7 protein-coding genes are annotated in these 14,044 nt (G+C 46.3%); all 7 read left to right on the top strand.

All coding sequences use genetic code 11. The features are described 5' to 3' along the window. Positions 1–85: 85 nt before the first annotated feature. The 7 genes from AC6R05_RS08165 (at position 86) to prpF (ending at position 13,997) form a co-directional block, all read left to right on the top strand. Positions 86–3,244 carry an HD domain-containing phosphohydrolase gene (locus AC6R05_RS08165; protein ID WP_500647106.1) on the top strand — a complete coding sequence of 1,053 codons (3,159 nt, stop codon included), beginning with the start codon at positions 86–88 and terminating at the stop codon, positions 3,242–3,244. Between the two features lie 155 nt (positions 3,245–3,399). Next, complete coding sequence (locus AC6R05_RS08160) at positions 3,400–6,579, top strand: HD domain-containing phosphohydrolase (RefSeq protein ID WP_500647105.1); 3,180 nt, start codon at positions 3,400–3,402, stop codon at positions 6,577–6,579. A 413-nt stretch (positions 6,580–6,992) separates the two neighbouring features. Beyond that, positions 6,993–7,715, top strand: coding sequence for a GntR family transcriptional regulator (locus tag AC6R05_RS08155; protein ID WP_150872291.1), 723 nt, complete (start codon positions 6,993–6,995; stop codon positions 7,713–7,715). 102 nt (positions 7,716–7,817) lie between these two features. Next, positions 7,818–8,720: a methylisocitrate lyase gene (gene prpB / locus AC6R05_RS08150; RefSeq protein WP_032549155.1), complete on the top strand. Its 903-nt coding sequence runs from the start codon at positions 7,818–7,820 to the stop codon at positions 8,718–8,720. 191 nt (positions 8,721–8,911) lie between these two features. Next, the gene (gene prpC, locus AC6R05_RS08145; protein ID WP_032549153.1) at positions 8,912–10,084 is read left to right on the top strand and encodes a bifunctional 2-methylcitrate synthase/citrate synthase; all 1,173 of its coding nucleotides are present in this window, start codon (positions 8,912–8,914) and stop codon (positions 10,082–10,084) included. A 115-nt stretch (positions 10,085–10,199) separates the two neighbouring features. Beyond that, positions 10,200–12,815, top strand: a complete 2,616-nt coding sequence (gene acnD, locus AC6R05_RS08140) for a Fe/S-dependent 2-methylisocitrate dehydratase AcnD (RefSeq protein WP_500647104.1) — start codon at positions 10,200–10,202, stop codon at positions 12,813–12,815. A gap of 9 nt (positions 12,816–12,824) precedes the next feature. Then, the gene (gene prpF / locus AC6R05_RS08135) at positions 12,825–13,997 is read left to right on the top strand and encodes a 2-methylaconitate cis-trans isomerase PrpF (RefSeq protein ID WP_500647103.1); all 1,173 of its coding nucleotides are present in this window, start codon (positions 12,825–12,827) and stop codon (positions 13,995–13,997) included. Positions 13,998–14,044: the final 47 nt, after the last annotated feature.

Raw genomic sequence — 14,044 nt, 5'->3', positions numbered from 1 at the left:
AGGCTCAATAACAGTGTGGGAATTCTCCAATAGCACCCAACAACTCTTAAGGATCTAAGAGGCAATTGTCCAAGGATAGAAGAACATGAAAGATGCAAAAATTTCGTTGCGGTTTACCGTGGGTGGAATGTTTTTACTTGCAACTATATTGACGGCGACCGTCGCAGTTTCACTTCAATATTATTTCAGTAAGACGATGGCAACGGAGCATACCTTGTCGAAACTGACGATGGTGTCCCAAGAATTAAGTGATTATGTTGAAGCGATCGATTCTGATGCGATCAACACGGCGCAACTGTTGTCTTCTATTAATCGTTCTATTAGTAGCCAGATATCGAAGCAAGAAGCTCGAAATATTCTGTCTGAAGCGATCAAAGACAACCCACTTTTCTATAGCATCTATATTGGCTCTTCTAACGACGACTTCTTCCAAATTATTAACCTCGACTCTTCACCTATTGTCAGAGAAAAAATCGATGCGTCAGAAACCGACCGTTGGGTTGTGATTGAAATTGCAAATAGCTCTGATGGGCGACTTCGCTCTACAAGCTACTATGATGAGGCATTTAACCTTCGTGATGTCGTAACTGAATCGAGCAATTATTTCCCTACAACGCGTCCTTGGTACATCTCTGCTTCGGCTGATGTTGTAGGTAAGACTCAGCCTTATCTTTTCCAGCATCTGCAGATCACAGGACAAACCTACTCACTGGCATTCCAATCGAAAAATGACCAAAACAGCCAGCATGTGATTGGCATTGATATTGTGTTGTCTTCATTGGCCAACAAACTTTCAGCAACAGCGCTTGGGCTAGAGGCGGACAGCCAAGTTGAGTCTTTTTTATATTCAACGTCGGGTAACATTATCGCGACTAACCGAAAGCGAGAGCCTAAGTCATCCGCTTTTGAAGTTAAGCCACTTTATCTTACGAGTAGCCAACAAGCCTTGGTGAGTGAGACGGGGCCAATCCAAATCTCTAACCAGAATGACTGGGGGCCGATGGACTTTTCTGTGTCTGGGCAACCCAATGGCTATGCGATTGATATGTTGGAGTTGATTAGCCAGCAGACGGGCATAGAGTTTAAATATGTGAACGGATTTTCATGGCAAGAACTAACCGATAAGTTTCGAGAGGGTGAGTTAGATGCAATACATTCGACCCTCAAGAATGAATCAAATGGTGTTGTAGGACATTACAGTCAACCTTTATACCAATTGCCTTTCTCAGTGGTGACCAGAGAGCAAGATTCTGGCATAACCACTTATCAAGCGCTCGCAGGTAACAAGGTCGCAATTCTGTCGGGTTGGTCAATCACCGAGGAACTTAAACAGCAATACCCCACGGTTGAGCTAATTTCATTTCCAAGCCTTAAGGCCGCTTTTGACTGTGTGGAGAGCAAAGCATGTGATGCCGTATTAGATGTTAAACCTGTCTTAGATTTTGCTCTTGAACGTTTTTTCCATTCTGGGCTGCGCAATAGTGCTGAGCTGGTGGATCTTCAACAAGACTACGCCAGTGACTTTTATCTGGTGCTAGGAGAGGAGCATCAAGCGCTACTCCCAATCATCAATATGGCATTAGACAGCATTACGCCAAAGCAGAAGGCCGCGTTAGAAGCTAAATGGTTTCATCACGAGGCGATTGATAGCGATACAACAGTGCCTTACACCGAACTTTATGAATTGATACCTTCGGCAACATTGGAAGGTGCAATGAAGCAGATTCAACTAAATGGAGAGAGTCGCCACCTTTACTTGCGCAAGATAGAGACAGGAGAACACTACTCAGAATATTTTGCTGTGGTCATACCGGAACAAGAGATCTATCAAACCGTACATAAACGCGTCGCGACTTCGATTGGCATTACTGTGCTGCTGATGGCACTTACCCTGCCAGTGGCGTGGATTTTTGGTGCTCCGATTGTTCGCCCAATTCGTAAGCTACAAGAAGAGACGCTTAAGATAAAACAGCGACGCTATGATGACGTAGAGATGATCGAAACTCGTATTAAAGAAGTTTGGGACCTCTCTGTGGCTGTGAAAGACATGGCTAATGAAATCAAGACGCACGAACAGACACAAGAGGAGTTTGTTGAGGCGTTTATTAAGCTTATCGCACAGGCTATCGATGATAAATCACCTTACACGGCAGGTCATTGTAATCGTGTTCCAGAGCTTGGCATGATGTTGGCAGAAGCGGTCGAGGCGTCAGATGAACCGCTATTTAAAGACTTCAAGTTTGCCAATAATGATGAAAGGCGTGAGTTTAGAATCGCAGCTTGGTTGCATGATTGCGGCAAGATCACTACGCCAGAGCACATTGTGGATAAAGGCACTAAGTTGGAAGCCAACTACAATCGTATTCACGAAGTGAGGATGCGTTTTGAGGTACTGTGGCGAGATGCAGAAATTCAAGCGCTTGAGAAGCAGTTGTCACAACAGCAAACCAAACAAGAAAGCGAGAAAGAGCTAGCAGAACTTCAACAAACGTTAATTGAAGATTTCGAGTTTATTGCGACATCTAATGTGGGTGGTGAATTCATGAGTGATGAGAAAGTTGCACGTATTCATCAGATCGCCAACAAAGTCTGGTATCGCCATTTTGATGACCGCTTAGGGCTCTCTCCTGTAGAGGAGTTAGCTCGTAAAGGGGAGGCGATTACGCTACCGGTGAAAGAGAAATTATTGTCTGATAAACCGGAACACATCATTCCGAGAGAGCGAACTGCCGAATATGATCCTAAACTAGGTATTCGAATGGCAGTTCCTGAGCACCAATACAATCTAGGTGAGGTTTATAACCTATCTATCGCTAGAGGTACATTGACGGCGGAAGATCGCTTTAAGATTAATGAACACATGATAAGCACGATCAAGATGCTCGAGAACTTACCTTTCCCGAAAGAACTGAGTCGCGTACCACGTTACGCTTCGACTCATCATGAAACATTAAAGGGAACGGGGTATCCACGTAAATTAACGGCGGAGGATCTGTCGATTCCAGAACGCGTGCTGGTGATATCGGATATTTTTGAGGCTCTCACGGCATCAGATCGCCCATATCGTAAGGCGAAGCCGATCAGTGTCGCTGTTAACATCATGCACAAAATGGCGTTGGATGAGCACATTGATATTGAGTTGTTCCGACTATTTTTGACGAGTAGCACGCATCTTAGGTACGCAAAGGCGTATTTGAAGCCTGAACAAATAGATAGTGTAGATATCGAACAATATATGAATTGAACGGTGAGGAGTATATGAGGCGCTAATAAAGACTTAATTGTTATTGTGGTAAAGCTCAATTAAAGGATTGTAATTGAGGTTATAGAAATATATCGTATGAAGTACTGCTCATGCAGAGTTTTTTATAATAATCATTAACACGGATGTCTGGCTATATGGATAAGGTCTACGGAGCAGAGAAGAAGTTCTCTATTCGGTTTACGGTGGGTGGCATGTTTATCGTTGCCACAATCATCACTGCAATATTAGCGATCTCTTTGCAGTATTATTTCAACAACAAGCTCGCCACAGAGAATACACTTACCAAGTATTCTATTATTGCCAATAATATCAGCGACTATGTTAAAAGCTCGGATGGTGAGAGCAGTTACACAACAGGATTATTGGCATCGATTCTGAGAGCAACCGATGACCGGCTTGATCAAGAGACACTCAAGAAGATCTTCGCCGACGTGCTGTCGAATAATGCGCAAATCTACAGCGTCTATTTAGGGGAGCGGGACGATAACTTTTTCCAATTAATCAACCTTGAGTCTTCTCCTGTCGTTCGAGATAAAATCAATGCAGCCCCTCAAGACCGCTGGGTTCTAATACGCATTTTTGACCAAGGCGAGCAGCGACTAAAACAAACTCACTTTCTGGATGAAAACTTTAACGTTCGCCATCAAATTTCAGAAAACAGCAACTACTTTCCAACTCAACGTCCTTGGTATGAAAGTGCGACAGAGCAGGTAAGTAAGACTGAACCCTACCTTTTTCAACACCTAAAGATCACAGGTCAAACCTTTTCTGTGGAGCTACCAGAGCACCAATTAGTGCTGGGTGTTGATGTTTTGCTCTCCTCTTTGTCTGATAAAATGAAAGGCATTTTAGCCAGCTCTGGCGCTAGCACTGGGGTTGAAGCATTTGTATTTCGACGAAATGGCGAAGTAACAGCTACCAACCTAGCCCCGGACTTTGCAGACGAGATGCCTCAAGCAGAACCTTTAGAGCTTACTCAGGTACAACGAGAGCTTATCGAGAACACGCGCTCATTAAAAGTCTCCAACCAGATGGCTTGGGGACCAATGGATTATGCTATCTCGGGTGAGCCAAGAGGTTATGCGATTGACTTACTGAAAGAGCTTTCCCGCTCAACTGGGCTGAAATTCGAGTTCATCAACGGGTTTACTTGGAATGAGTTATTGCAGCAGTACAGCGAAGGTTCATTAGATGTGCTGCACTCATTGCAGAACAACAACCAAGGCTACGCCACAGGGGCGTTCAGCGCTCCCATTTACCAACTGCCTTTTGCAATCGTAGCGAATAAGCGCTTAGGCAAGATTGAATCGCTGAAAGAACTCAATGGTAAACGCCTAGCGATTCTGTCGGGTTGGTCAATCATTCCGGAGTTTCGTTCTAAATATCCGCAGATTGAGTTGGTTGAGTTTTCAAACATCAACGACAGCGTACATGCTCTAAAAGCAGGAAAGGTTGATGGCTTTTTGGATAGCTCGGCAATTCTTAAATCCGCAATCCAACAATACTTTTTGGTTGATATGAAGCTCAGCGAAGGTATTCAGGAGCTGGTGGAGCACTTCCCATCCAATTATCACATCTTGATGCAAAAAGGCGATCAGGATGTCGTTGAAATCATCAACCTGGCTATTGCGAACATCAATGCGCAGCAACGCACTTACTTAGAAGAAAAGTGGTTGAACCCCAATAAGAAGATTGCCAAAGAAGACATGCGCCGAGTTCCGTATCTAGAGCTGTATGAATTTGCTCATACTGAAGCTCTACATGGGCAGTTGGTGAAACGTAACGTTTCGGGCATCGACAAATACATCTATATCACACCAACCCGTGAGCAAGGGGATGAGTATTTTGCGGTGATTGTTCCAGAGAGCATCGTGCTGGCCCAGGTGATGGACAAGGTCGCGAAATCGGTATTAATCACCGGAGTGTTCCTGTTGGGCTTATTACCACTGGCTTGGCGTTTTGGCTCGCCAATTGTTAACCCAATCACCACCCTAATTGCGCAAACGGATCTGATAAAAGAGCGTCAGTATGACGATGTGAGACCTGTTAACACGCGTATCTCAGAAATCGACGAACTGTCGACTGCGATTGTTGATATGTCAAAAGAGATTAAACGACACGAAGAAGCGCAAGAGGCGTTTGTAGAAGCTTTCATTAAACTCATCGCACAAGCCATCGATGATAAGTCTGCGTATACGGCAGGACATTGTAACCGTGTACCAGAGCTAGGCCTAATGTTGGCTGAGGCAGCGGAGCGGTGTGAGAGTGGTCAATTTAAGTCGTTTAAGTTTAACAATGATGATGAACGACGAGAGTTTAGAATTGCAGCTTGGTTACATGATTGCGGGAAGATCACAACGCCAGAGCATATTGTCGACAAAGGCTCTAAGCTAGAAGCGAACTATAACCGTATCCATGAAGTTCGAACCCGATTTGAAGTTCTGTGGCGTGATGCTCAAATCAAAGCGCTAACTCAACAGCTAGAAGGTCAACTCAGCCAAGGAGAGATCGAAAGTCAACTTAAAGTGGCGCAGGCTCAACTGCAAGATGACTTCTCATTCATTGCGACTTCGAACGTTGGTGGTGAATTCATGAGTCAAGATAAGGTCGAGCGAATCAAGCAGATTGCTGAAATCACATGGACGCGTCACTTTGATGACAGACTGGGTCTATCGCCAATTGAGGAACTCAATAAGCAGGGCAACACTCAACTACCCGCTACCGAGAAGCTGTTATCGGATAAGCCTGAACACATTATTAAGCGCGACCGTCCAATTGAGTTTGATCCTAAGCATGGGATTAAAATGGATGTACCTGAGTACTTATATAACCAAGGAGAGGTTTATAATCTGAGTATTGCTCGTGGCACGCTGACGGCAGAAGACCGCTTTAAGATCAACGAGCATATGATCAGTACTATCAAGATGCTTGAGAATCTTCCTTTCCCTAAAGAGCTCAGCCGCGTACCACGCTATGCGTCAACCCATCATGAAACATTAAAAGGGACGGGGTACCCGCGTAAACTTAAGGCAGATGACCTGTCAATTCCTGAACGTATCTTGGTCATCTCAGATATTTTCGAGGCGTTAACGGCCGCAGATAGACCCTATAAGAAAGCCAAGCCTATTAGTGTGGCTGTTGAGATCATGTATAAGATGGCGTTAGATGAGCATTTAGATATCGATTTATTCAGACTGTTCTTAACCAGTGGTACGCACATTCGTTATGCCCAAGAGTATCTAAAACCAGAGCAGATCGATAACGTAGATATTGAAAAATATATGGAGCAGGACGTTCTCTTAAAAGCGGTTTAGATTTCCCAATCACCCCCCAGTCAACCCAAATACAGGCGTACCAAAGTGTGCGCCTTTTCTATACCTGATGGTTTTCTTTTCCAAATCCCCTTTTTACGCATCAGATTGTCGACCAAAACTCAGCCTCTCACACTATTGTCGACAGTGTCTGTTTGCCTCGAAAAGCTTAGAAATACGCTTGATTACGAATATTTGACAATTAAATCATGTGCTTAGCATGAGTTGTGTGTTTCTAAGATAAGATCTGGATAAAAGGTGTAGGGCTATACCTTAGTCTAAATTGTCGACAATTTTCTTGATTGTTGACAGGTTGGCAGGCTATCTTGTTATCAATGTTGAATGATTGTTAACAATTAGAGCAATTCTAAAAACAATCATTAGAGATGAATATGTAGGATTAGGGTGAAAAGAAGATGGCGACGACAGCAGTAAATACCTTGCTTAACGATGACCCTAAATTAAAGGGTGGTGACAAAGAGCACACTAAGTCAGCAAGTCTGACGGAGTATCTGATTGAAGCCATCGTTAGTGGTGAACTTGAGCCGGGCGCAAAAATCTCTGAACCAGAGTTGGCTAAGCGATTTGAAGTGAGCCGTGGTCCGCTACGTGAAGCAATGATGAGAGTGGAAGGGCTTGGGCTGATTGAACGTATTCCTCATGTTGGTGCTCGCGTAATTACTCTTTGCGAAGAGAAGCTTATCGAGCTCTATTCCGTACGAGAAGCGCTTGAGGGTATGGCAGCGAGATTGGCGGCTCGATACATCACAGCCGAAGAGTTGATGGGTTTAGAGGGGCTGTTACTGACCCACTCAAAGCACATTGACCAAGTAGATGGTGCATCTTACTTCCATCAGCACGGTGATTTTGACTTCCATTACCGAATCATCAAAGCGAGTCGTAATAGCAAATTAGAGGCGCTTTTGTGCGATGAGCTTTATCACTTGCTTCGTATGTACCGCTACCAATCTCCTCGCGCTCAATCACGCCCTATTGAAGCACTCAACGAACACAAGTTTATTCTGCAAGCAATCAGTCAGCGAGATGAAGAGTTAGCAGAAATGTTGATGAGAAGACATATATCAGGCAGTCGCCGCCTTATTGAGCAGCGATTGCAAGTTAAACAGGACGCTCAATAAATCGAGTGAATCTGAAATTCTTACTTAAAGCACATAAAGCGTGATGACTGCACCTGTTCGCAGTCACACCAACAGAAATCGAATACATCAGGGAGAGAAATCATGAATCTATCGCCAGGAGCTAAGTTTCGTGAAGCGGTTGCAAACAACCATCCGCTGCAGATCGTCGGAACCATTAACCCTTATTGCGCCATGATGGCGAAAAACCTAGGGCATCAGGCTATCTATTTGTCAGGAGGTGGTATTGCCAATGCGTCTTACGGACTACCAGATTTAGGCATAACTACATTAAACGACGTGTTAGTGGATGTAGAACGCATTACCAATGCGTGTGACCTGCCTCTGTTGGTCGATATTGATACTGGCTTTGGCGGGGCATTCAATATCGCTCGTACTATCAAAGCGATGGAAAAAGCAGGAGCTGCAGCGGTTCACATGGAAGACCAAGTGGCGCAGAAACGATGTGGCCACCGTCCAAATAAAGCCATTGTAAGCCAAGCTGAGATGGTCGACCGAGTAAAAGCTGCGGCAGACGCAAGGGTAGACAGCGACTTTGTGATCATGGCGAGAACAGACGCTTTGGCCGTGGAAGGCATCGATAGTGCTATTGAGCGCGCGATTGCATGTGTGGAAGCGGGCGCAGATATGATCTTCCCTGAAGCAATGAATCAGCTTGATCAATACGTCAAGTTCTCAACAGCACTGCAATCTGCCACAGGCCGTCATGTTCCTATCTTGGCCAATATTACTGAGTTTGGTCAGACACCATTATACAACTGCAAAGAGTTGGCAGAAGCTCATGTCGACATGGTTCTTTACCCGTTGAGTGCCTTTAGAGCGATGAATAAAGCGGCAGAAAACGTCTACAAGCACCTGTTAGTCGAAGGCAATCAAGAGGCGCTGCTTGATTCAATGCAGACACGTAAAGAGCTTTACCAGCACCTGAATTATCACGATTACGAGAATAAGCTCGATCAGCTGTTTGCGAGTGACGAGAGCGAATAGAGCGGCTCAGTAACATAATCAGAAATACCGAATTTAAAGAAACATTAAGAATACTTAATCCAATAACGTGAAACGGTTAGCTCGACCTACAACAGCCAAGTGACTCTATATTTTGGATGAAATATGCGCTTAGGACTGAATCAAAAACGCACCAAAGAGTGCAGGCAGCTAACACAGAGAAGGAGTTCATCATGACCACTACATTGAGCAACAAAGCAAGTGTCGAAGAGAAAGCGCCAGCTAAGGCACCGATCGGCGGCGCGGGTCTTCGAGGCCAAAGTGCAGGCGAGACCGCTTTGTGTACCGTAGGTAAATCAGGTACAGGCCTGACTTACCGCGGTTACGACATTACAGACCTTGCCAACAATGCCCAGTTTGAAGAAGTGGCGTACCTGCTGCTTAGAGGTCACCTACCGAATGCGAAAGAGCTTGATGATTACAAGACTAAGCTTGTTGGCTTACGTGGCTTACCTGAATCATTAAAAGCAGCGCTTGAGCTAATCCCTGCGGATGCCCACCCAATGGATGTGATGCGCACGGGTTGTTCCATGCTAGGTAATATTGAGCAAGAGACAGACTTTACTCAGCAGCTTAATGCGACGGAGCGAATGCTTGCGCTGTTTCCAGCCATTATCTGTTACTGGTATCGCTTTAGCCACGATGGCGTAAGAGTGGATACTGAGGATCACAGTGAAGCGTGTATCGGCGGTTACTTCTTGAAAATGCTAACCGATGAAACCCCAACTGAGCTACATAAGCAGGTGATGCACTGTTCACTTATTCTTTACGCTGAGCATGAGTTTAATGCTTCAACGTTTGCGGCGCGCGTGTGTGCTTCGACCTTGTCTGATATTCACTCTTGTGTGACTGCGGCGATTGGCACACTACGAGGCCCTCTGCATGGTGGTGCGAATGAAGCTGCAATGGAGATGATTCAAGATTGGCAGACACCAGAAGAAGCCGAATCCAATATCATGCAGATGCTTGCCAATAAAGACAAAATCATGGGTTTTGGTCACGCTATCTACCGTGAAAGCGATCCACGTAACGCTTTGATTAAGCAATGGTCTAAGGCGCTTTCTGAAGAAGTGGGTGACACCAAATTGTATGCAGTTTCAGAGCGCGTTGAGTCGGTAATGAAGCGCGAGAAAGGCTTGTTCTGTAACGCTGACTTCTTCCATGCCTCGGCGTATCACTTCATGGATATCCCAACTAAGCTGTTCACTCCGATCTTTGTGATGAGCCGTTTGACTGGCTGGGCTGCGCACGTGTTCGAGCAAAGAGCGAATAACCGTATCATTCGCCCAAGTGCAGACTACACGGGTCCTGAGCACCAAGAGTGGTTGCCTATCCATTTGCGTTAACTGTCACGATAGACAGAGTGGATTGCTCTGTCGACCATGGATGTCGTCTGGCTCTATTTAGACGTCATCCACCTTTATCGAGCAGTGAAGTTACGCCCAATATGGAGGGGCGATTATGACCGAATATACCCAAGACCGTGAGCAGTATCGAAATCAGTTTCGAAAAGTGTTGCCGGGAACTAACCTTGAATTTTATGACGTACGTGACGCGGTTGAGCAACTTGCTCCCGGTAGCTACGACACCTTACCTTACACCTCCAAAGTGCTGGCCGAGCAGATTCTAAGACGTTGTGATATCGACTCACTACAAGCCAGCTTAGAGCAGATCATCGAAAGAAAACGAGAGCGTGATTTCCCTTGGTATCCAGCTCGTGTTGTTTGTCACGACATCCTTGGCCAAACTGCATTGGTTGATCTCGCAGGCTTGAGAGATGCAATTGCGGATCAGGGCGGCGATCCAGCCAAAGTAAACCCTGTGGTTGAGACGCAACTGATTGTTGACCACTCATTGGCTGTTGAACACGCTGGCTTTGAAGATGACGCTTTTGATAAAAACCGTGCAATTGAGGAGCGTCGCAATGAAGACCGCTTCCATTTTATCGAGTGGTGTAAAACGGCCTTTAAGAATGTGAATGTTATCCCTGCGGGTAACGGGATCATGCATCAGATCAACCTTGAGAAGATGTCACCAGTTATTCAAAACAAAAACGGCCTAGCATATCCAGACACCTGCGTCGGTACCGATAGCCATACTCCTCATGTTGATGCACTGGGCGTTATCGCGATTGGTGTTGGCGGATTGGAGGCTGAAACTGTGATGCTGGGTCGACCATCAATGATGCGATTGCCTGATATTGTGGGTGTTAAGCTTACTGGTCAGCGTCAAGAAGGTATTACTGCAACAGATATCGTGCTCGCGATTACTGAATTCTTGCGTAAAGAGCGTGTTGTCTCTAGCTACCTAGAGTTTTTCGGGGAAGGGGCGAGAGCCTTGTCGATTGGTGACCGTGCGACGATCTCTAACATGACTCCGGAATATGGTGCGACTGCAGGTATGTTTTATATCGATGAGCAGACCATTCAGTACCTCAAATTAACGGGGCGTGAGCCAGAGCAGGTCGACTTGGTAGAGCGTTATGCTAAGCAAGTTGGGCTCTGGGCTGATGATATGAGTTCAGCGAAATATGAGCGTGTGCTTGAGTTTGATTTGTCGCAGGTCGAGCGAAACCTTGCTGGCCCGTCTAACCCTCATCGTCGACTACCAACTTCTGAGTTACAGAAGCAAGGAATCAGCCATGAAGAGCTGACTGAGAGCGACGGCGATCAAATGCCAGATGGCGCGGTGATCATTGCTGCTATCACGTCTTGTACGAATACCAGCAACCCAAGAAATGTGGTTGCAGCAGGCTTAGTCGCTAAAAAAGCCAATCAGTTGGGGCTTGTTCGTAAACCGTGGGTGAAAACCTCGTTTGCTCCGGGTTCGAAAGTGGCCAAGCTTTACCTTGAATCGGCAGGCTTGTTGGGTGAACTTGAAACGCTGGGCTTCGGTATTGTGGGCTATGCCTGTACGACCTGTAATGGTATGAGTGGCGCACTTGATCCGAAGATTCAACAAGAAATCATCGACAGAGATCTGTACACCACAGCGGTGCTATCTGGAAACCGAAACTTCGATGGTCGTATTCACCCTTATGCCAAGCAAGCGTTTCTTGCATCTCCTCCACTGGTTGTCGCTTATGCGCTTGCAGGGACAATGCGTTTCGATATTGAGAAGCACAGCCTCGGCAATGATGCATCGGGCAATCCGATCTATTTGAGCGACTTATGGCCAAGTGACGAAGAGATCGATGCAGTTGTAGCGCAGCACGTGAAACCGCAACAGTTTAACGACATCTACATTCAAATGTTTAAGTTGGATGAAGGGTTGTCTGCCAGTGAGCCTCTTTACGATTGGCGCCCGATGAGTACCTATATCCGTCGTCCTCCATATTGGGAAGGCGCTTTGGCAGGGGAGCGTTCGCTGAAAGGAATGCGACCACTGGCAATTCTGGGTGACAACATCACCACGGATCACCTTTCTCCGTCTAATGCGATTCTCGCGAGCAGCGCAGCCGGTGAGTACTTAGCCAAAATGGATGTTCCAGAAGAGGACTTTAACTCTTACGCGACTCACCGAGGCGATCACTTAACGGCGCAACGTGCCACCTTTGCTAACCCTAAGCTCTTTAATGAGATGGTCCAAGAAAATGGCAAAGTGGTACAAGGCTCACTTGCTCGTATCGAACCTGAAGGTAAGGTAACGCGCATGTGGGAAGCAATCGAAACCTACATGGACAGAAAGCAACCGCTGGTCGTGATTGCTGGGGCCGACTATGGTCAAGGCTCTTCTCGAGATTGGGCTGCCAAAGGTGTTCGCTTGGCGGGTGTAGAAGCGATTGTTGCTGAAGGTTTTGAGCGTATCCACCGTACTAACCTAGTCGGCATGGGCGTGCTGCCACTGCAATTTAAAGTAGGGGAAAATCGCAATACGCTCAAGCTAGATGGCACAGAACTGTTTGATGTCCATGGGGATATCACACCAGGCGCTGATCTCGCGTTGGTTATTACACGTCAGGATGGTAGCCGAATGGATGTGGCAGTGACTTGTCGTCTGGATACCGAAGACGAAGTGCATGTCTATCAAGCTGGTGGCGTACTTCAACGCTTTGCCAAAGACTTTTTGGCTCAGTAGGGAGGCATTATGAGTATTCATCAATTGAAAATTGCGGCCACCTACATGCGAGGCGGCACTAGTAAAGGTGTTTTCTTTAATCTTGTTGACCTGCCAGAGCGTGCGCAAACGCCCGGTGAGTATCGAGACAAGTTACTGATGCGCGTTATCGGTAGCCCAGATCCTTACGGCAAACAGACAGACGGCATGGGAGGAGCAACATCCAGTACCAGTAAGATTGTGATTGCATCTAAGAGTGAACAACCCGGTCACGATGTCGATTATCTATTTGGTCAGGTAGCGATTGATAAACCGTTTGTTGATTGGAGCGGTAACTGTGGCAACTTATCAGCTGCTATCGGGCCTTATGCAATTCATGCTGGTCTAATTGATCCAGAACGAGTCCCAATGAACGGCGTCGTTGAAGTTCGGGTTTGGCAAGCCAATATCGAGAAGACAATTATTGTCCATGTACCAATGATTAATGGTCAAGTTCAAGAAGTCGGTGATTTTGAGTTAGATGGCGTGACTTTTCCAGCCGCTGAAATTCAGGTCGACTTTATGCAACCCGCTGGTGAGGTGGGGAGTGTGCTTCCAACCGGACAAGCGGTTGATCTACTCGATGTTCCTGAATTGGGTTGTATTGAGGTGAGTTTGGTTAACGCAGGGATACCAACCATTTTTGTTGATGCATCCGTTCTTGGATATCAAGGAACCGAACTGCAAGAAGACATCAACTCTGACGAGAAAGCCTTAGCGCTGTTTGAGTCGATTCGAGCGCACGGCGCTGTTGCCATGGGTTTGATTGAAGACATTAGTGAGGCTCAATTGCGTCAGCACACGCCGAAGGTAGCGTTTGTATCGCCACCAAAACCGTATAAAGCATCTAGTGGGAAGATGGTCGAAGAGGCTGAGATTGACGTCTTGGTTAGAGCGCTGTCCATGGGAAAACTGCACCACGCCATGATGGGAACAGCAGCTGTTGCCATAGCATCGGCCGCCGCCATATCCGGAACACTGGTTAATCGCGCTGCAGGTGGTGGCGAACGAGATTTTACTACTTTTGGACACCCTTCTGGAACGTTAAAGGTGGGAGCCGGTGCTTCGTTAACCCCTAAAGGGTGGGCGGTAGAGAAAGCCATGATGAGCAGAAGTGCTCGGATCCTGATGGAAGGGTTAGTGCGCGTGCCTTGTCCATTGTAAATGCTTGGGTCTTGGCATGGTCTGTTTATTAAGGCATTGGCTGTGCT

The sequence above is a fragment of the Vibrio sp. R11-SG3-ISO9 genome, assembly GCF_059834255.1.
The sequence above is the reverse complement of the archived record's forward strand: the minus strand, read 5'-3'. Positions and strand labels throughout refer to the sequence as shown.